The following is a 21,882-nucleotide window of genomic DNA, read 5'->3' as shown; positions in this document are numbered from 1 at the left end:
ACACCAATCTCCCAACAAAAATGCAGCGCTTCAGTTTTATAAAAAAGGAATAGTTTTTTTAAAATCAGGGAGAATTCATTACTTTAAGCCCCTTTTTAATCTACATACATGACAAAAATTAGTGTAGTCTTCGGTTGTATGCTTCTGCTTTTTATAGGATGCAACAACAACAAACCACAAAATTGTGAACCCCAGCAAAGAAATAAAGCATTAGCATCTATTGATTCGCTGCGCACAAGCCTCAATTGGCCAAATGAACTTCAGATAACCGGCTTTGCAGGCCCTGACCTTACGCCCAGTCCTGCCTGCCTTGCAGTAGCAGCCACAGGCGAAGTATATGTTGGGGTGGATATGATTGGCTCACTGGGTAAAGACCCCGGCAAAGGAATGATCATGAGGTTGGTGGATTGTAATAATGACGGGATAATGGACAGTCATACGGAGTATGCCGCAGTAGACAACCCCCGTGGAATTATATCGCTTGGCGACAAGCTTTTTGTTCTTCACACCATGTTTTCAAAAGATAGCCTCGCAACGGGTATGGATCTTGTGGTTTTTGAAGATAAGAACAATGATGGGGTAGCCGACGGACCTTCTAAACCACTTATCGAACATATAAGCAATCCAACATTTCTTAAAAGCCGCGGCACCGACCATGCAACCAATGGAATCCGGATGGGCATAGATGGCTGGATATATATTGCCACAGGCGATTTTGGTTTTCATGATGCCATAGACCGCGATGGAAAAAAATTAACTATGCTGGGTGGAGGAATAGTAAGGGTACGTCCTGACGGTACGGAGATGGAGATCTACTCACACGGCACACGCAATATCTATGATGTAGCCATAGACCCTTACATGAATATTTTCACCCGTGATAATACGAATGACGGAGGCGGCTGGAACATTCGCTTCAGTCATCAATTGCAATCGGGCGAGTATGGGTACCCGGTATTATTTAAACATTTCACGGAAGAAATCATTCCCGCCATGGTAGACCTGGGCGGCGGCTCCGGTACAGGTTCTCTTTTTATGAATGATGGCACCTGGCCGGATAAATACAACAACGTACCCATGATGGCGGATTGGGGAAGAAACCAGGTATATATTCACAGGGTAACTCCATCCGGTGGAAGCTACACACAGGAACAGGAAGATTTCATTAAATTACCACAGGTTACCGACTTAGATATTGATGCTTCCGGAAGGCTCTACCTGTCGGCCTGGGATGGCGCCGGTTATTCGGGAGATTCCGGTAAAGGATTTGTTGTTCGTGCTATACCTGAGAACTGGGAATACAAACCTTTTCCCGATCTTAAAGCCGCTTCTGTACCGGAACTGCAATCCTTATTAAAATCTGCCAGTGCCGTGGCACGGTTGAATGCACAGCAGGAACTGATTTCAAGGAAAAGAGAAGAATCTACCAAAGCAGCATGGGAACTGGCAACCGATAATAGCTTACCGTTGTATGCACGTGTGGCCGCAATTTATACCTACGCGCAGGCAGCAGGCCAAGATGGCATTAAAAACCTGGTTCAGCTCAGTTCCGAAGAAGCCGTGAAGGAATTTGCATTACGTGCACTTGCCGACAGGAAACCATTTTTAAAAGAAGTGCCCACTGAACCTTTTATCAGCGGGTTAAAAGATGCTTCACCACGTGTTCAAATAGCATCCATTATCGGGCTGGGACGCCTGGGGCGAATAGAAGCTGCGGAGGCATTGCTGCAAATACCCGTTCCTGGCTCATTTGTATCTCCACCCAAAGGTGAGGAAGGACCTCATGCTACGCCCAACACAGACATCATTCCCGCTCATCTTGCTGTAAAGGCGCTGGTAGAGTTGAATGCCGTGGAAGCCTGCATAGCCGCCATTGACTCTAAAAATGCTGAGCTGGCACTTTGGGCGTTGCGTTATATGCATGATCCGCGGGCTGTGGACGGGCTGATCGCTGCTTACGGCAAAACCGGGGACAAAGAGATGAAAAGTAAAATTCTTGCCACATTGGCCCGGCTCTATAAAACTGAAGCTCCTTATGATGGTTCCTGGTGGTGGAGTACCCGGCCTGATACACACGGACCCTACTACAAGCCCATTACGTGGGCATCTTCAGATAAAATTAAATCGCTGCTTACAACAGAATGGAATAAGCAGGATGCTGCCGGAAAAGAATTTTTCGCAGGTCTCAATGGCAAACTCCGGATGGGGATCAGCCAGTTTGGTGGCGAAGAAGAAATGGAACCGGAGCATGAAACCAAAATTGATTTAAATAAAATCAGGAACAGGAAAGGTCAGATTGGAAAATCATCCATAGAAGATATTATGCTTGCTATGGATAAAATTAAAGGCAATCCTGCTACCGGGAAAACGCTCTTTATTCAGCAGGGATGTATTGCCTGTCATAGTATTAACAAAGGTGAAACCATGAAGGGGCCTTTTATGGGTCAGATAGGTTCTATTATGACCCGTAAGCAAATTGCCGAGTCTATTCTCAAACCCAATGCCTCCATTTCCCAGGGCTTTGCAACGGTGCTTGTTACTACAAAAGATGGTAAAAGCATGATGGGTTTTGTTACCGGGGAATCGGCAGACAAAATTGTTTTGCGGGACATTACCGGAACAGCGCATACCATCAATACCAAAGACATTAAGGAACGCAAAGAGCAGGAAACATCAATAATGCCTCCTGGTTTGGCCAATGCTTTATCGTATGAGGAATTTGCCTCGCTCATCACCTACCTCTCGCAACAGAAAGGGTAAGAAAGACAGGAGACGATGATCATTCGCTTGTTTGCTTCTGGTATTCTTTTATATCTTTCTGGCATGAAGGAAGTGAAAAGGGCTATTCAGGCCGGTATAGAAGCATTCCTGGTTTTTATCGCTTTGTTCGTCATTTCAAGTGCGGCCCATGCCCAACATGCTGAATTTGTCAGCAAATTGTCTGCATCCGATACCATGGCTGATAAATTTCCCCGCGAAAAAATATTTATTCATTACGACAAGCCTTATTATAAACCCAACGACAGCATTTGGCTGAAAGGATATGCATTGGATGCAGCCGAACACAAGCCTTCCGACAGTACCGGTATTGCTTACATTGAGATTCTTAACGAAGAAAGTGCAGTGCTCAAAAGAACCAGCGCACCGGTATTCTTTGGATTGTTCAGCAGTTGTATTGCTTTGCCACAGGATGATTTTAAACAAGGCGCTTACATTTTAAGGGCCTATACCAACTGGATGCGCAACTTTGGTGACACCCTGTTTTTTGAAAGCCGTTTTAAAGTAATTGATGCCCGCTCAGAGCAATGGAAAGCGGATATCAGGAAAATTGATTTCAGCAACAATCAGTTTGTTTTATATACCGTATTAAAAGGCGGGAACGCAGAGCCGCTTGCGTATACAAATGTGACGGTGAGACTTCGTTCGGGCCTTAGAAATTATTTAAAGCTTAGAACCGCTACAGATGCTGACGGTAACATTTATATTGATACAACGCTTAAAGCCATCAGCACAGACAGGAATATTGTCCTGGAAATTGCATCAAAAAATAATTTGCAGCTAAACATTCCCGTTAGAAATTCAGGCACCCCGCAAATTGATCTCCAGTTTATGCCGGAAGGAGGCAGCCTGGTAGCGGGCATAAAGCAAAATACCGGCTTTAAAGCTATCAGCATTTTCGGAAAAGGTGTGGATGTGAGCGGGGTTATTAAAGACAGCAAACGCAATACAGTAGCACAATTCGCGTCTGTTCATAAAGGAATGGGAATAGTGCGCTTTACACCCCAAACCGGGGAAACATATGTCGCAGAACTTAGCAACGGGGTGGTGTATGATCTGCCCGGGGTAAAAGCATCAGGCATAGTTCTCCAGGTTATCAATAAAGAAGACGCTGATAGTATTACTATTAAAATCATTGCCGCGCAAAGCCGGGCGCCTGCTGTTTATTATTTGGCAGGCCGTTCAAGAGGCATTACTTATGCCGGCGCAAAAATTAATCTCACAAAAAAAGAAGCCGAAGTAAAGCTGGCGAAAGCCATGTTTCCCCAGGGAATTATAAAGTTTACTTTGTACAACAGCAACATGAACCCTCTAAACGAACGCATCACCTTTGTATGGCACGATGAAACAATCAGGCTATATGCAGAACCTCACAAAACCCTATACCGGCAAAAAGACAGCGTTTCATTAAAAATAAAATCACAGAACACCAATGCAGCGCCCGTTACAGGCAGCTTCTCCCTGGCTGTAATTGATACAGCCCAGGTAAAATTTACTGCCGACTGTGAAAATATTCTCAGTTATATGCTGCTGAGCGCTGATTTGAAGGGAGACATAGAATATCCCTGGTTTTACATCAAAAATCCATACAGCGAAGCCACAGATGCATTGATGCTGACACAAGGCTGGGTAAATTACAACTGGAAGGTGCCACAGCCCGCCTTTGAGAAGGAACAGGAATTTAGCATTACCGGAAAAGTTACCAATGCTTTCAATAAGCCGCTCGCTCATGTAAATGTATCCTTGTTTGGTAAGGTAGGTAGCGAGGGCTCTTTTTTTATGGATACCATAACCAATACTGCCGGCGTTTTTGCATTTAAAAAATTTCCCTACTTTCTAAAAGACAGTGCAGGAATGCTGCTAAGGGCGCTGAACAAAAGAAGTAAGGCTTTCAATGTAGGAATAGCAGTCAATCTCAAAACCTACCCGCTTTACACCAACGAAATATCCAGGTACTGGCAGGATAACCTGTTGTTCGATACGGCATCAAGAAAATACATATCAAACCAGCAGTTGCTATGGCAACAAATGAAAAGAGATGGTAATTTTCTTGAAGAGGTAGTGATAAGTGCAAAACGCAAAATACAGGGTTCAAAAAATCTCAATGAAGACGGAGGTGCTGACCAGGTAATTACCGAAAAAATTTTAGAGGCAACGCCTAAAGAAGATCTGCTTCATGTTTTAAGCAGGCAAATACCGGGATTCCCCGTGGTTCGCGGCGCGCCGTTCGCCATTGGTAAAAGCAAGGTAGAAATAGTAATTGACGGAACGCATTTGGGTTGGTTCGAGATGGATCCTATTGATGTTTTACGGTATTATTCTGCAGAGGATGTGAAAGCAATAGAGGTAATGAAAAGTGTAAAATACAATTTAGCGTACCAGTCTAAGTTTTATGAACCTATGAAAATCAACTTCATGGATCCCCCTGTTTTTATTGAAATAACCACTAAAACCGGCGAGGGACCATTTATGAAAAAAACACCGGGTATTTATTTATATAAACCACTTGTGCCGGTTATTGCAAAACAATTTTACAGTCCCAAATATACTTCGCCCGGCCAGGAAAATGTTTTTCCTGATCTGCGCTCAACGATCTATTGGAACCCCGATATCATCACGGATAAAAAAGGAGAAGCCGAAGTTTCTTTTTACACATCGGAAAGTAAAAGCAGCTATTTGATTGTCCTGCAGGGAACAGATTTAACCGGAAGGTTTGGCGTGTTATACCAATACCTGAACATAGAAAATTAATGCCCGTTAACTGCGCAGCCCCAAAATGATACAGCACTTATAAAAAGCCCCATAGAAATGGGGCCTGTATTGTAAACCCTTAACCCTGAAAGCAAGCAATTTACCTTAATTGTTCTGTTGAAACAATAAGCATTAACCCTGAGTTATTAATAATTGGAATTGTATTACCGGAAGAGAAGATTATGCAGATTTACTGAAACGCTTCGGCTGAACATATTTACCGGTTCATTAGCGGTTCGATGTGCTTTTAGTTTCCCTTCCTGCCAGCCTGGTTTTAACATAGCTGGTAATTCCGAAATTATTTGCTGCACTTTTAATAGCCGACTGTTATCCGAAAAGCAAATGTAAAATCCATTTAACTCATCCCCTTTTATATGCTTCTACTTATAAAAAAGTACTATGATATAATTGTATGAATCCCTTTATGCTAAAGATGAGATATTAGCCAAATAATATGCAGAGAAAAGCGCTTTCATTTGTGAGTATAGGATGACTGCGTACGAATGGTGAAAAGGTAATAGGAGATAGGACAGGTTAATATGCCATTACTATTAAAAAAATATTTATGAAAAAATGGATTAATGATGACGCGTTATTCGCTACCATGAAACAGGAGCTATTTCCGGCAGTTGTTGGTGATGTAATGGATCAGGCTGGCCTGGTAAATCAGTTTTTGCCTCCACAGATCCGGCCATTGCATCATACAATGATAGTAGTGGGAAGAGCAATGACGGTATTGGAAGCAGATATTGATGACAATATGAGCACGCAACTCCTGGAAAAACCTTTCGGGCTGATGCTGGAAGCTTTGGATGATTTGAAGCAGAACGAGGTTTACATCTGTACAGGCGCTTCGCCCACTTATGCATTATGGGGTGAGCTCATGAGCACCCGTGCAGAAAAACTAGGATGTACCGGCGCCGTAGTGAATGGTTATTCAAGAGATACGAAAGGTGGTATACATTTGAATTTCCCCACATTTTCTTATGGCGGGTATTCCCAGGATCAGGGCCCCAGAGGCAAAGTAATAGATTTCAGAACAGAGATCAAGCTCGGGGAAGTGACGGTTAAACCCGGTGATATTATTTTCGGTGATGTGGATGGCGTATGCATAATACCACAGGACAGGGAAGAAGAAATCATTACCAAAGCCATTGAGAAATCGCTGAAAGAAAATATAGTTAAACTAAAAATTAAAGAAGGAATGAGCGCCTGCGCAGCTTTCTCTGCTTACGGGGTAATGTAATCTTATAATCATTATACAATGAATCTAACCGGAAAAAACATTATAATATCAGGAGGGGGTGGCTTTGGCGTAGGGGGTGGAATTTGTAAAGCGCTGCATGAATATGGCGCGCGGCTTATTATAAACGAAATATGCGAGGAAAGAATTGAAGCGGTCTTAAAAATCTATCCTGATGCCATACCGGTGATCGCCGATGTGAGCAAGTATACAGAGGTGGAAGCCATGTTCCATCGTTTGGAAAAAGAGGTAGGTATTATTCATGGGCTTGTGAATAATGCCGGTGTAGGATTAAGTCAATTTGCACATGAAGCGAGCGAGACGGAATTTGACGATTTGTACCAGGTAGATATAAAAGGCGTTTGGATGATGTCAAAGTTTTTTGTGAAACAGCTTTTAAAGCATCAGTCGGAAGGTAATATCGTAAATATTTCATCGGTTCACGCCCATTCTACCATGTCAAGATATGCCGTTTACGGTAGCGCTAAATCGGCAGTAGAGGGATTAACTCGGGGTATGGCCGTAGAGTTGGGAAAATACGACATACGGGTAAACGCGATAGCGCCTGGTTATGTTCATGCCGAACAAAATTATGATTTGATCAGAACCTGGACCAGCGATGCTGAACGATGGGTGCAGGATTACATTCAAAAAGGGCAGGCGATACCCCGTGCGATACAGCCGGAAGATTGCGGCTATACTGTTGTATTCCTGCTTTCAGACCTGGGTAAATCCATTACCGGGCAAACCATCTGTGTTGATAACGGTGACACGATTAGACTATCCGGCGTTTAGCATGCGTAACCATCTGCTATAAAAGGAATAAAATTAAAAATCATAAAGCTTTTGCAAAGTGAAGATTTCGAGAATTACATGCTACGAGGTAGTTGTCCCCGCCCTTAAAGGCGCCATTGACAGCAAGCAGGTTAGCAAACCCCTTCACAAATTGCCCGTGGGAGCCATGGGAGGCTGGAGTTTGCAGTTTGATAAACTTCCAAAGCTGCTCATTAAGATGGAACTGGAATGCGGGATTATCGGGTGGGGAGAGCTCTACCGTAATCATAACTGGGCCACTGTAGACGCTATCATCCATACCCTTTTGGGCGTGGACATAGAAAGCCTGAGTCTGCAAAAACTTCCTTTTACCTTTTGCAGGGAATATGATGGATTTGAATGTGCTGTATGGGATGCCTATGCAAAACTGCATAACATGCGGGTGGTGGATTTGCTGGGAGGGCCATGTAAACAAAAAGTGAAGGTAAGCGCATGGTCAAGCCACAGAATCATTGAGGAGGTGGACGACCTGGTAAAAAACTACCACGCTTTGGGATATGACTGTATTAAATTCAAGTGCGATTTACAGGATGATGTACAGGGCTGGTGCGAAACGATTGCAGCATCGGTTCCTTCCATGCAGGTAATACTGGATCCCAATGAAAGATGGCAATATGCTTTTGAAGCCCGTAAAAGAATTGACGGGTTAAAAAATATTGGTAATGTATTGTGCCTGGAGGACCCGGTTCCCCGCTGGAAGTTAACGGAGTATGCTTCATTGAGAGCTTATAGTTCTATCCCTGTTGTGCTGCATGTTTCTTTACCTTATTTACTGGATGGGCAACGTATAAAGGATGCCATACAGGCGATTCAGCTTGAAGCAGTAGATGGATTTAACTTTAACGGCGGACTGGCCGATTTTCAGCGGCTTGACCATATCGCTTCCGCTGCCGGGTTACCTTGCTGGCATGGTTCGGAGATAGACCTTGGCATACTTGAATCCATGTATGTGCATTGCGCATCAGCCGCGGCTTCCTGCACCTGGCCCAGCGACATCTTTGGACGGTCAATAAGAGCGCATGATTTACTTAAAAAGCCCCTCTTGTTTGAACCCCCTTATGTTTATCTGCCACAGGGAACCGGATTAGGCGTTGAACCCGACCCGGATGCCATAGCACATTATCAAACCGATAAAAAAGAATATCATTTATGATAATACAAAATCCATTTCCTGAAACAGACAAAGACCGGCGGCATATTTGGGAAATGCTGATGAAAAGAGATATAGATGCTTTCCTTCAGGAGGACTGGTCAATGATCGCCAATGATTTTATAACAGACGGATTTACCGGCGTAGATGCATGTTTCTCCAACAACCCTGACGAATGGGAATTTAAATTTCCTGATGTGGAATTGTACAGGACCGCGTGGTTGAAACAGGCAAGATATTTTAAAGCAACTGAATGGGCCGAAGATGCTGAAGCCTGCTTATGGCGCGTAACAACCATCAGTGATATAGGTTTAAGTGGCAATACTGCATTGGTAAGAAAAAAGTTTTCCGGGGACATTGCAAAATCAGATGGTCAAAAAACAACACTGAACTGGCAAAGTTTATTTTATTGCCGCAAAAAAAACGGACAGTGGAAAATCGCCGGTTTTACAGGCTATCTTCCTTATGATGCTATGCCGGCAGCGCATCCGGGTAAAATAACGATGCACGTACCCACTCATGCGGGCCAACATAAAACGGCCGGGCCTTATTCCCCTGTATTAATTGTGGAAGGAAAAAAGCTGGTGGTTATTTCCGGCCAGGCCGCTATAGACATTGATGGAAATATTAAGGGTGACAGCATTGAAGCACAAACAATATTCACATTGCAGAATTGCAGCAAGGCGCTGGAAAGCGCCGGATGCACATTGCAGGATGTTTTTAAAGTGAATGTATATATGAAAGACCTTGCTCAATGGGAGCGGTTTAACCAGATATACCGGAAATACTTTTTACCACCCCTGCCGGTCAGGACTGCTGTTCAAACAGGACTGTTACCCGGCTTGCTGGTGGAAATAGAATTGTGGGCTATAAAAAATTAGATGTATAAATTGCATTTATTATGATATGGGACCAGCTTACTTCAAATCAGATAGCGGAGCTTGATAAAGATATCCCGGTGTTATTACCTGTATCAGCAACGGAACAACATGGCGCTCATTTGCCACTGGCAACAGACAGGATCATAGGTGAGCATTTTTTGTATACACTTAATAACCTCATCAACCCCAATATGCTTATACTTCCCTCTGTAGGTATAGGCTGCTCCGACCATCACATGGATTTTGCGGGAACCTTAACGTTAAGCCACGACACATTTTCATTGGTAGCAAAAGAGATCATTGAGTCGGTTTTACGTCATGGCTTTTATAAAATAATATTGTTCAACAGTCATGGCGGCAACCAGGGCATCGCACAGGTAATACTTGAGCAGTTGGGCTATAAGTACCGCCATGCGCACTTTGTGTCTGTAACCTGGTGGGTATTGGTCAGGGAAGCGTTGATGCATATCTCAGAAACAGGGCCCGGCGGTACCGGGCATGCCTGCGAACTGGAAACCTCAGTTATTGAATTTGCGGCAAATCATCTCGTTGATAAAACCCAAATCAAAAAAGGCGCCAATGAACCCACATTTAAATGGGCCGAAGGCGATATGTTGCATGGTTCGCATGCTACCTGTTACAGAACAATGAAAGCTGCTACTTCAAACGGCATTTTTGGCGATCCCACAAAAGCATCCGCGGAAAAAGGAAAACGCATTACTGAATCTGTGGTAACGTCGCTGAAAGATGTGGTTACTGATCTCCTGGCAGCGGGTAAAAAATGAATACCCGTCCTGCGGACCATTACTCCTATTTCTCCTGAATGATACGGTTATCTCATCTGTGCTTTTCCGCCTTAAATAGGCTGGGGGCAGAACCGGTATATTTTTTCATAACGGAACTAAAATGCTGGGGAGAGGAAAAGTTAAGCTCAAACGCGATCTGTGATAAAGGCATGGATGGTTTTTCCAGCATTAACGCTTTAGCCTTTTCAATGCGTTTTCGTTGTATATAATCCGCGGGGGTAAATCCTGTTAGTTCTTTAAAAAGATTCTTAAACCTGGATTCAGAAAGGAATGTTTGTTTGGCAAGCAAAGCGATTGAAATGTTGCTGTAAATATTATCATTTATAAATTCAAGTGTTTCACTTATCCTTGCCTGGTCCGTATCGCTTCCGTTCTTATCTTCTTTATCTATACAGTCGAGCAGCAACAGCAAAAAATTTTGAATAAGCAGGTTTACCCTTATACGCCTTATCCTTTCTTCCTTATTATCATGATAGCAATTAAAAACATCTTCCAGTACCTGCTTTAATTTTGTTTCCCCTTTAAAATGACGCTTATTTTTGCGTATAAGGTTATGACACAAATAAGCCAGATCTCCCGCATCATTTCCATCTGAAAAAGAAAGCGCGGGAGGAAGGCAAATGATTAGCCAGTATAACAGCCCCTTTTCTTCGGGGTATCCCCCGGAACCATGCAGCTCTCCCGGGAAATGAATGAACACATCCCCTCCTTTCACCAGATATCTTTTATCATTCACACAAAACCACTGGCTCCCCTTATCATAATAACATATTTCAATCATGTTATGGTGCACATGATCAGCAAGATTACCCTCTGTTCTGTTATAGTTATACTTTCCAAGGACGATCAGATCATCATACCCGTTTTTTCTGAAATCAATGATCTTCCTTGTTTTCGTACAGTTTACATCAAGCTCCATAATGACAGTAAAATATCTGGTTTTAAAACTATGCTTTTTAAAAACTTATAAAAAAGTACTATGCTATGATTGTATGAATCATTTTATTCGAAAGGTACGAAATTTATCATGTTAAGATTTTTACATTCAAATTGTTGTTGGGAGACCCGTTAATCACCACGCCGTTGCAGCACAAATACCTTAAAGGATATACCCTGCATCCGGACAGGTGATTCTTTCCCATTAATAAACCGGTAACTTATTAATACCAGTCTAATTGTTTAATTAAAAATTGCTGTATGAAAAAAGTTTTGAACGTGCGTTACCTGTTCGCATTCATATTAATGAATGCGTTAATAACCAATCAACTCCTTGCGCAGGGAGGCCCGGGACCGGGGGTAGTTATTTCCGGTACTATAAGCAATGAATTGGCAGAGCCCCTGCACGGCGTTACCATTACAGAAGAAGGCACCGGAAATGTTGCCGCTTCCGATGCAAAGGGTTCGTTCTCTATTACCCTGAATGGTTCATCCAATACACTGGTGTTCTCATTTACAGGGTTTGCCACAAAAACCCTTAAACTAACCAATGCACAGCGGCTGGAAGTAGTACTGGAGATTGTATCCACATCGCTGGAAGATATTGTAGTTGTTGGCTATGGCGTTCAGAAGAAAGTTAATCTTACAGGAGCTGTTGATGTAATTTCAGAAGAACAAATTAAAGGGCGGCCTGTCGTAAGCGTTACGGAAGCACTGCAGGGCGTTTCTCCCAACCTGAATATCGCAACCGGCGCTTTTTCCTCGGAACCCGGCGGAAAGATGAACCTGAATATCCGTGGCATTGGCTCATTAACAGGCGATTATTCTCCTTATGTTCTGGTGGATGGCATTCAGATGGATATGAACGCAATCAATACAAGCGATATTGAATCCATTACTATTCTGAAAGACGCGGCAACTTCTGCAATTTATGGGGCCCGTGCCGCATATGGCGTGATATTAATAACGACCAAGAGTGGAAAAATGAATGACAGGATTAAAGTAGAGTATTCAAATAATATTTCCTTTTCCAGTCCTATGGGACTTCCGCATATATCAGATGCGTTAACCTATGTTACAGCCTACGACCAGGCAAGTATAAACGCGGGGCTATCGCCCAACTTTACACCCGAAAACTATGAACGCATCAAGCAGTACATGGCAGGTGAAATTAAAGAAGAAACATGGCTGATGCCTGATGGCAGCGACTGGATTGGAAATGGCATCTGGAGCATAGCGGGCAACGGAAATAACGATTGGATGTATATATATTATAAAGATAAGGTTATGCGGCAAAAGCATGATGTGAATATAAGCGGAGGAGGTAAAAAGAATTCATTTTTTGTTTCAGCGGGCTACTGGGATCAACCCGGAGAACTCAATTATGCTGACCAGTATTATAAAAGATATAATGTCACCGCTAACATTGTGTCAAAAGCTACAGATTGGTTAACCTTTAATCTCAATACCAAATATATTAAAGATAATACCCAGTATTTCAATACCACAGAGGGGTTTGACAGGGGGACGATGTATCATAATTTTTACAGAACCAACGTATTCCGTCCGATGTACCTCCCTAATGGTGAATTTTCAGACATCTCGAATATTCCTATGCTACAGGGTGGGAAAGAAAATCACTATGGTTCCAATTATATATTGTCATTAGCCACTACTATTGAGCCAGTGAAAAATTGGGTTACTAAATTTCAATATAATTACAAAAACAGCGCAACCAGGATCAATAATAACAAAGAGACGATGTATGGCACTTTCCCAAATGGAGATCAATACGTACACGCATACCCTATAAGCTCCTATGCAACAACTTTCGACAACGAAGTATATTCATTATTTAATATTGTTTCATCCTATAATAAAACAATCAAAGGTCATTACTTCTATCTCATGGGCGGATATGAAAATGAGCTCAATGAATACAATAGCCTTTGGGGTCAGAAGAATAATATTTTAACGTCAAGCGTTCCTTCCATTTCCACGGCTACAGGCACATTTTATCTCGACGATGTTAAATCGCATTGGGCAACGCAGGGATTCTTTGGCAGGTTTAATTATAATTATAAAGAAAAATACTTGCTTGAATTAAATGCCCGCTATGATGGATCATCCAAATTTGAAAAGAGTTCACGCTGGGGGTTTTTCCCATCTTTATCTGCCGGCTACAACATTTCTAAAGAGGCTTTTTGGAGTGCGGTAAAGCCATATGTAAACAACCTGAAGATCAGGGGATCCTGGGGATCTCTTGGTAACCAGAATGTGCCTAATTACCTATACCTGTCTACTATTGGTATTGGAACAAATTCGGCCTGGATCACAGGTAATGAACGACCTAACTACACTACCACACCGGGACTGGTAAGCGCTAATTTAACATGGGAAACCTCTACAACCGTAAATGCAGGAATAGATGCAGCTTTCCTGAGCAACAGGCTAACCGCGTCTTTTGATGTTTACAAAAGAACTACATCAAAAATGTTTGGACCGGCGGAAGCATTGCCGCTTACGCTGGGAACCGGTGTACCACAAACCAACAATGCGACACTTAAAACACGTGGTTTTGAATTTGCGGTGAGTTGGAATGACCGCATCGGAAATAACATATCTTATAATGTACGCGCAAGCCTGGCTGATAATACATCCATTGTAACCGAATACAACAATCCTACAAAAACACTAAGCACATGGTATGAGGGTGCAGAGCTGGGAGAAATATGGGGATTAAAAACAGCAGGCATATACCAGTCTGACGAAGAAGCAACGCATGGCCCTGACCAAAGTCTTTTTTGGCCCACCTGGGGAGCAGGCGATATTCAATACCGGGATATGGATGGCGACAATAAGATTACCAGGGGATCGTGGACGGCTGATAACTCCGGCGACTATACCGTAATAGGTAATAACAACCCCCATTACATGGTTGGACTGTCTGCCGGATTAAATTGGAAAGGGCTTGATTTTAATATGTTCTGGCAAGGTGTTTTAAAAAGAGATTACGCCTTCAACGGAGAAACCGACATGACTTTCTTTGGGTTCAATGGCCACCAGTGGTGGGGCATGAACGTATGGAAACAAACCGAAGACTATTGGCGGCCTGCTAACGAAAGTAATTTCCTCGGAGCTAATACAGGCGCCTACTATCCAAAGCCTTATTTATCCCAGCAAGACTATAAGAATAAGCAAATACAAACAAGGTACATGCAAAGCGCTGCCTATGTAAGGCTGAAAAATGTAAGTATTGGGTATACAATTCCCGAAACAATTTCAGAAAAGATCGCGGTTAGCAGAGCCAGGATATTTATTTCAGGTGAAAATCTGCTAACGCTTACTTCTTTGAGTTCCCTGATTGACCCCGAAGCACTTACTAACGCCGGTTGGGGAGTGGGAAAAATTCATCCTTTGCGTAAAGTATATGCAGTAGGAATAAATGTAACCTTTTAAATCATTTACACTATGAGAAAATATAATCTGAAATATTGTATCGCGATTTTCTTCCTTGTATTTACCGCATGTGAAAAGAACCTGGAGAAATTGCCGTTAGATGAAATTTCTTCAGAAGTTTACTGGAAAACAACCAATGATCTGAAGCTATTTGTTAACCAGTTCTATCCAACAGCTTTCAACGTTAGCGGATCAGACCGGTATGAAGGAATTTTTGCCGCCGACCTGGAAAGTGATGATATGGTGCATGTTCAGGAAATGCCAAGACTTCAGGGCTCAAGGGTCGTTCCTGCAACCGGTGGCTGGAACTATGTGCCGATCAGGGGAGTTAATTATTTTATGGCCAATTATCAAAAATGTCAAAGCGATTTCGAGGAATATAAAAGATATGTGGGAGAAGCCTTATTTTTCCGGGCCCACTTTTACTTCGAACTTGTAAAGGCTTATGGCGATGTTCCTTATGTTTCCATACCCTTACATACGGATTCAGAAGAATTATTTAACGGACGTACGCCGCGTAACCAGGTAGTTGATTCCATCATTGCTGATCTTGATAAAGCGATTGAGTACCTGCCGGCCGGTAAACAGGAAGGTGGAACCAGATTAAATATGGAGATTGCCCAGTTGTATAAATCCAGGGTTTGCCTTTATGAAGGTACCTGGGAAAAATATCATGCCGGTGATGTATTCAAAGCTGCCAATGCAGATCCCCAAAAATACCTTCAAATGGCAGTTCAGGCTTCTGAAGCAGTAATGCAATCCGGCTCATACAGCATCTATACAACCGGGAACCCTCAATGGGATTACTTTTTCTTCGGTCAAACCGAATATGCCAACAACCCGGAAGTGCTTTTCTGGAAAAAATATGATTTAAACCTGGGCGTTGGTCATGCCCGCCAGTTTCAGATTGCCACAGGTAAGTCGGGTGGTATGGGTTTAACCAAATCATTTGTTGAATCTTATCTCTGCAGCGATGGTAATCCGATCTATAACAGTGATGGTTCTTTTAACGCGCTATACCAGGGTGATGGCGACTTAATCAGCACCACCAAAAACAGGGACCTGAGAATAAAGCAAACCATTTTTACACCAGGGTTCCCACTCCAGGTTATTGGCGGCGACACCACTTATTTCGTGAGGCCATCTGTAGACCAGCCGGCACACACCGTCAATCCTACAGGGTACCAGATCAATAAAACTTTAAACTTTGACCCCGTTCATCATAAAAGCCTGGATACGCATGCTGATGGCTTTACCGGATGGATTTTATTCAGGTTTGCGGAAGTTCTATTGAACTATGCCGAAGCAAAGGCTGAGTTAGGCACGCTAACACAATCCGACATTGATATTTCCATAAAATTGCTTAGGGATCGTATTGGTATGCCCAACCTTGTTATTGCTAATATAAAAACAGATCCTAACTGGCAGTTCCCGGATTTATCGCCTGTTATAAATGAGATAAGGCGGGAAAGACGCATCGAATTCATCGGCGAAGGTTTCAGATGGAATGACTTAGCAAGGTGGGCCGCTGCCGATGAACTCATAGCAGGCAAAAGGCCTTTGGGCGCTAAATTTAATTCGCTTGATTACCCCGATCTGTCTGCCGGAGACTTTAGTTTAACGAATGGCTATTTTGATCCGTTGAAAAGCCGGATGCCTAATGGCTATGGATTTAAGATAGGCAGAGATTATCTTAATGCCATTTCAATACAGGAATTAACTCTAAATTCAGGCCTGAACCAGAATCCGGGCTGGGAATAAGGTGGAATAAAAAATAAAAACACAAACTCATTTGGGAATTTGATTCCGGTCTAAAAAAGATAAGATGAAAAGAACATTTTTAATACCAGGCATTACCGTTTGTTTATTCCTGTCGGCAATAGTATCATGTTCTGATAATAAAAAGGAACTGACCGTGGAGCAGGATATGAAAGCGTTCATTCAAACAGGATCTCCTATGTCCATTGAAACGACTTTGGGTAATGATCTTTTAGTTGCCGCAGAGCAGGGTCGTTTGGGGCTTTTGGACCCTTCGGTCCATAATGAAAACAATAACCTGATTCCCGTTCAGTTGGAAAAGACCGAAGCGGGAACTAATACAAAAATTGTGGTAATGGCGCCGGGCGATTCATCGGATCATCAGAAATATGTACTGATGGAAAGCGAAGTTCCCTTTAAAACAATAATGAAGGTAAGCCGGGACCCAAACACCGGACAGATGCTGTTTGAAGAAGACGGCAAAAAAGTATTACAATATAATTACCAGACCATTTATGATAAAGATGTTATCCGTCTCCCCAGTGAACCCGTAGAAGTTCATACCAGAACGGGAAAGGACACTTTTCAAACAGCCAGCATATATGCCGTTCCGCGGAGCAATTATATACACCCGTTGTACGGACTGGAAGGTGAAATGCTAACCCGGGATTGGCCCAATGGAGGACACCCACATCATCGCGGAATCTTTTGGGCCTGGCCGGAGGTGGAAATCGGAACATCGCGAAAAGGTGATATATACGCCCTTCAGAAAATTTTTGCCCGGCCTACCGGTAAAATTGAATTAACAAGCGGGACTGTTTTTGCACAAGTTGCCGCGGAAAATCTATGGCTGTGGGAAGACCGGGATTCCATTGTACGGGAAGATGTGGTTATCCGGGTATACCCTGCAAAGTCAGGTATCCGCATTATTGACCTGTCAATTAAATTGAATGCTTTGGCTGATAGCATCACTATTGCCACCCGCGATACGAATAGTTATGGCGGGCTAAATTTACGGATGATGACCCCGCAAAATCAGTTGATATCTTATTTCACCGACCAGCCCGGCACCGCGCCTTTACGCGCATGGTCCGATTTTAACGGAACATTTGAAGGCAACCAGTCACCTTCCGGCTTAATGGTAGTGCAGCACAATGAAAATCCGGAATATCCTGGAGCCTGGGTTGAATATCCAAATTTAGCGTGGGTGCAGCCCACATTTCCAACCCGGGGTACCAGGTTCCCCTTGCTCAGGGGTAAACCGCTGGTGTTGCATTACAGGCTTATTGTACACGCCGGGGGGAAGCCTGCTGAAAGCTTTTCGAAAATGATCTGGGATGCGTATAATAATACATTAACACCCCTTTATCTGTTCAACAGCACAACGAAATAGGAAACCTGAAAGAATATCCGTTATCATTGTTCTATCCTGATATAATTATTTAATAAACTATTGATTTGTTATGAAAAGCAATAAAAAAAAATCTCCGTTTACACGCCGGCAATTTGTGAAAAGCTTGTCTGTTGCGGCAATTGCAGCGCCACTCACAATGAATTTCTCCGGGCTCAGAGCAAAAGGCGTATCCGCGCCCAGTGATAAAATAAATCTTGGAATCATTGGATGTGGCGGATTGGGTAAAGCAAATCTTAACGCATGTGTGGCGCATCCTGATGTAGTGGTTACCGCGGCCTGCGATGTGTGGAATGAAAGATTAGATCCTGTAGTGGAAAGGTTTAAAAAAACATGCACAGGATATACTGATTACAGAGCACTGCTCCGTCATAAGGGGCTGGATGCCGTTATTATTGCCACGCCAGCGCATTGGCATGCCATTCAGGCCATTGAAGCCGCAGAAGCAGGATTGGCTATATATCTGCAGAAGCCAATGACAATGCACCTGGGTGAAAGTTTGGCCGTTCGCAATGCCATAAGAAAACACAAAACCATCTGCCAGGTAGGAACACAGATTCATTCCAGTGATCATTACCGCCGCATGGTTGAGCTGGTACGATCCGGAAACCTCGGAGATATAGGCACTGTTCGTACATTTTTTGTAATGAATGAAGCGCCAAACGGTATTGGACTGGGAAACAATACAAAGAACATACCTAAGGGAATGGACTGGGATATGTGGGTGGGTCCTGCAGCAATGAAGCCTTTTAATCCGAATTTGGTAAAAGATGCGTTTTATCATTGTTCCTGGATGGATTACAGCGGTGGATGGACGCCAGGTATGGCCCCTCACATCACCGACCTGCCAATATGGGCGCTTAAGCTGGATTATCCAACGGAGATCAGCGCATCAGGTGGAAGATTCATTATTAAGGATGACGGAGACGCATATGATAATCATGAAGTGATCTGGCGTTATCCGAATCTTAACATGACCTGGATGCAATCATCGAGCAACAGTTACGGTTTTGATTTTTTACGGGGACAGGAAAGCAGGCGGCGGCTGGGTATATATTTTCACGGCTCAAAAGGAACCTTGTTTACCGACTACGATACCCACCAGGTACTGCCTGAAGGCGACAGGATGAAAGGGATGCAAGCACCTGCACCATCTATTGCTTCGTCGCCGGGACACGAACTGGAATGGCTGGACTGCATTAAAACACGGAAACAGCCTTCCTGTAACCCTGAATACCATATAAAAGTTGATGTTCCTATTGCGTTAAGTGTATTATCCATGAAACTCGGCAGATCAATAAAGTTTGACCCTGCAACAGAAAAAATAGTGGGTGACGCGGAAGCAGCCCGGCTGGCTATACCCGAATACCGCGCACCATGGAAATTCCCTGCAAAATATTTATAATCGAGCAAACGTGTGATCAATAAATTTTAATAATGATGCGTAATACAGATCGAAGAAGCTTTATTAAAACAACAGCAATAGCTGGTCTGGGCTTAGGTTTTATAAATACCACTTCCGGCCTTTACAGAACGGAGGCAGGTGATAATGGTAAAAAAATAGGAATGATCGGATTAGATACAGGGCATTGCCTTGCATTTACGCAAGCGCTTAATGACCCATTGGCTGGTAATAAGTTTGGAGGGTTTAAAGTAGTGGCCGCATATCCGAATGGTACAGATAAGATTGAAGAGTGGAAAAATAGAATTCCTGAATTCACCAAAGAAGTAAAAAGTCATGGGGTTGAGATTGTAGGTTCTATTGAACAGCTATTAAAAAAGGTTGATGTAGTTATTCTAACCTGCATAGATGGAAACAAACATCTTGAACAGGCATTGCCGGTACTGAAAGCCGGTAAAAGGCTGTTTATTGACAAGCCTTTCGCAGGTTCATTATCGGATGCTTACGCCATAGCAGAGGCGGCACGGCGTTATAATACACCCATGTTTTCAGCATCTTCCTTAAGGTATATTGACGGAGCAAAGGAAATTGCGGAGGGGAAAATCGGGAAAGTTACGGGAGCGGAAGCTTATAGTCCGGCCCATCTTGAGCCACATCATCCGGATTTATTTTGGTATGGCGTGCACGGTGTAGAAATTCTTTTTACGATCATGGGTACGGGTTGTAAAAGCGTAAAAAGAACTTTTACAAAAGGTACGGATATGGTTGTAGGCCTCTGGGAGAACGAAAGAATTGGCAGTTTTCGCGGCATAAGGGAAGGACAGGGAAATTATGGCGCAACTGTTTTTGGAGAAAAGGGAATAACGGTTCTCGACAAATACCAGGGATACATACCGCTTCTCGAAAAAATTACAACATTTTTCAGCACGGGTATTGTTCCTGTTAGCATAGAAGAAACACTGGAGATATTTGCTTTCATGCAGGCAGCAGAGGAAAGTAAGTTAAAAGGAGGTATTTCGGTGGACATTGCTTCAGTTGTACAAAAAGCAAAAAGTAAAAGATAACTTCAATAATAAAATAGTAGCAATTGTATAAGCGGCAGTTGTATTAATCCTGGTATCATGAAAACAGAAACAATAATTCCGGTTAAAACCCGGAACAAGGCCATCTTTATCATCGGCATTTTATTTTTCATTTTCGGCTTTGTAACCTGGATCAATTCTGTTCTGATCCCCTATTTTAAACTGGCCTGCGATCTGAATACAAAGCAGGCTATGCTGGTGGCTTTTGCCTTTTATATTTCCTATTTCATCATGGCTATCCCTGCATCTTTCTTTCTTAAGAAAACGGGTTTCAAAAACGGGATGGTGCTCGGCTTAATGATAATTGCTGCGGGAGCATTGCTATTTATTCCGGCAGCGATAACCCGTACTTACGAGTTGTTCCTTTTGGGCTTGTTTGTACAAGCCACAGGACTAACCATTTTACAAACGGCATCTAATCCCTACATTACGATTATGGGGCCTATTGAAAGCGCGGCTAAGCGAATCAGTATCATGGGTATCTGTAACAAAATTGCCGGTGCTATTGCCCCCCTTGTACTGATCCACAGCCTTACAAAAAACCCGGATGAAATTGACCAGTTACAAATGCAGCTACCCGGTCTGTCGCTGCAGGAACAAACCGTTATACTCAATGAATTGTCTTCCCGGTTGATCGTGCCCTACATTATTATAGCATTGGTGCTGGTTGGCCTGGGATTAATGATAAGAATGACCCGCCTGCCTGATGTTAAGCCGGATGAGGATGAGTTTTCCGGTAACAAGTTTAACAATAATAAAACAACTGTTTTCCAGTTCCCGTACCTGGTACTGGGGGCTATCACTATCTTTTGTTCAACAAGTGTGGAAGTGCTTGTTGTTGATTCCATCATAAATTATGGCCAATATATGGGGTTTAGTTTCAGGGAAGCAAAATTCTTTGCTTCTTATACCTTATTGATCATGGTCATCAGCTATTTAATTGGTATAGTAGCTATACCTAAATTCATCGAACAAAAACGTGTGCTGCAATGGTCTGCGATTACCGGCTTTCTATTTTGTTTGCTGGCTATTCTGATTTCTGGCAAAGCATCTGTGTGGTTAATTTGTTTGTTGGGTTTATCCAATGCATTACTTTGGCCCTCAATATGGCCATTGTCAATTAACGGACTGGGAAAATTCACGGAGAAGGGGTCAGCACTAATGATAATGGGTATAATTGGGGGAGCGGTTACACCATTGTTATATGGCTATATTAGTGATAAAATAGATCCGCAGCAAGCCTACTGGGTGATGATACCATGCTATGCATTTATTCTGTTTTTTGCCATGAAAGGACATAAGATAGGTAAAATGATCAGTAGCAAAACCGACAAAAATTCATTATTGAAAAGGGCAACGCTTTATAAAACTCCATAACGATTCAGCGAATT

At 42.9% G+C, this 21,882-nt stretch carries 14 protein-coding genes; 13 read left to right on the top strand and 1 reads right to left on the bottom strand.

Annotated features, from left to right (window positions below):
* Positions 1-108 precede the first annotated feature (108 nt).
* From FRX45_RS04895 to FRX45_RS04865, 7 genes are all read left to right on the top strand, one after another.
* Positions 109-2,760 carry a DUF7133 domain-containing protein gene (locus FRX45_RS04895; protein ID WP_152267282.1) on the top strand — a complete coding sequence of 884 codons (2,652 nt, stop codon included), beginning with the start codon at positions 109-111 and terminating at the stop codon, positions 2,758-2,760.
* Between the two features lie 63 nt (positions 2,761-2,823).
* Complete coding sequence (locus FRX45_RS04890; RefSeq protein WP_152267281.1) at positions 2,824-5,529, top strand: carboxypeptidase-like regulatory domain-containing protein; 2,706 nt, start codon at positions 2,824-2,826, stop codon at positions 5,527-5,529.
* 565 nt (positions 5,530-6,094) lie between these two features.
* Positions 6,095-6,775 carry an RraA family protein gene (locus FRX45_RS04885; protein WP_152267280.1) on the top strand — a complete coding sequence of 227 codons (681 nt, stop codon included), beginning with the start codon at positions 6,095-6,097 and terminating at the stop codon, positions 6,773-6,775.
* 18 nt (positions 6,776-6,793) lie between these two features.
* Positions 6,794-7,567 carry an SDR family NAD(P)-dependent oxidoreductase gene (locus FRX45_RS04880; protein WP_152267279.1) on the top strand — a complete coding sequence of 258 codons (774 nt, stop codon included), beginning with the start codon at positions 6,794-6,796 and terminating at the stop codon, positions 7,565-7,567.
* A gap of 58 nt (positions 7,568-7,625) precedes the next feature.
* A complete protein-coding gene (locus FRX45_RS04875; protein ID WP_152267278.1) occupies positions 7,626-8,759 on the top strand; it encodes a mandelate racemase/muconate lactonizing enzyme family protein in 1,134 nt (377 codons plus the stop codon).
* A complete protein-coding gene (locus FRX45_RS04870; protein ID WP_152267277.1) occupies positions 8,756-9,637 on the top strand; it encodes a RidA family protein in 882 nt (293 codons plus the stop codon). Before FRX45_RS04875 ends, FRX45_RS04870 begins: the two co-directional genes overlap by 4 nt.
* Positions 9,638-9,657: 20 nt before the next feature.
* Positions 9,658-10,422: a creatininase family protein gene (locus FRX45_RS04865; RefSeq protein ID WP_152267276.1), complete on the top strand. Its 765-nt coding sequence runs from the start codon at positions 9,658-9,660 to the stop codon at positions 10,420-10,422.
* 52 nt (positions 10,423-10,474) lie between these two features.
* Here FRX45_RS04865 and FRX45_RS04860 read toward each other — a convergent pair whose 3' ends face one another.
* Positions 10,475-11,362, bottom strand: a complete 888-nt coding sequence (locus tag FRX45_RS04860; RefSeq protein WP_152267275.1) for an AraC family transcriptional regulator — start codon at positions 11,360-11,362, stop codon at positions 10,475-10,477.
* 323 nt (positions 11,363-11,685) lie between these two features.
* Between FRX45_RS04860 and FRX45_RS04855 the strand changes: the two genes are divergently transcribed.
* The 6 genes from FRX45_RS04855 (at position 11,686) to FRX45_RS04830 (ending at position 21,868) form a co-directional block, all read left to right on the top strand.
* On the top strand, positions 11,686-14,838 hold the full coding sequence (locus FRX45_RS04855) for a SusC/RagA family TonB-linked outer membrane protein (RefSeq protein ID WP_394350019.1): 3,153 nt from the start codon (positions 11,686-11,688) through the stop codon (positions 14,836-14,838).
* Between the two features lie 12 nt (positions 14,839-14,850).
* Positions 14,851-16,599: a RagB/SusD family nutrient uptake outer membrane protein gene (locus FRX45_RS04850; protein WP_152267273.1), complete on the top strand. Its 1,749-nt coding sequence runs from the start codon at positions 14,851-14,853 to the stop codon at positions 16,597-16,599.
* A 64-nt stretch (positions 16,600-16,663) separates the two neighbouring features.
* Positions 16,664-17,989: a DUF6807 family protein gene (locus tag FRX45_RS04845; RefSeq protein ID WP_152267272.1), complete on the top strand. Its 1,326-nt coding sequence runs from the start codon at positions 16,664-16,666 to the stop codon at positions 17,987-17,989.
* Positions 17,990-18,059: 70 nt separating this feature from the next.
* Complete coding sequence (locus FRX45_RS04840) at positions 18,060-19,412, top strand: Gfo/Idh/MocA family protein (protein ID WP_152267271.1); 1,353 nt, start codon at positions 18,060-18,062, stop codon at positions 19,410-19,412.
* 32 nt (positions 19,413-19,444) lie between these two features.
* On the top strand, positions 19,445-20,473 hold the full coding sequence (locus tag FRX45_RS04835; protein WP_226804958.1) for a Gfo/Idh/MocA family protein: 1,029 nt from the start codon (positions 19,445-19,447) through the stop codon (positions 20,471-20,473).
* Positions 20,474-20,530: 57 nt separating this feature from the next.
* Positions 20,531-21,868 (top strand): sugar MFS transporter, encoded by a 1,338-nt coding sequence (locus FRX45_RS04830; protein WP_152267270.1) that lies wholly within the window; start codon positions 20,531-20,533, stop codon positions 21,866-21,868.
* Positions 21,869-21,882: the final 14 nt, after the last annotated feature.

It is taken from the genome of Agriterribacter humi, from assembly GCF_009192765.1.
In the GTDB taxonomy this organism is placed as follows: domain Bacteria; phylum Bacteroidota; class Bacteroidia; order Chitinophagales; family Chitinophagaceae; genus Agriterribacter; species Agriterribacter humi.
Note: the sequence above shows the minus strand (reverse complement) of the source record. Positions and strands in the feature narration are given on the sequence as shown.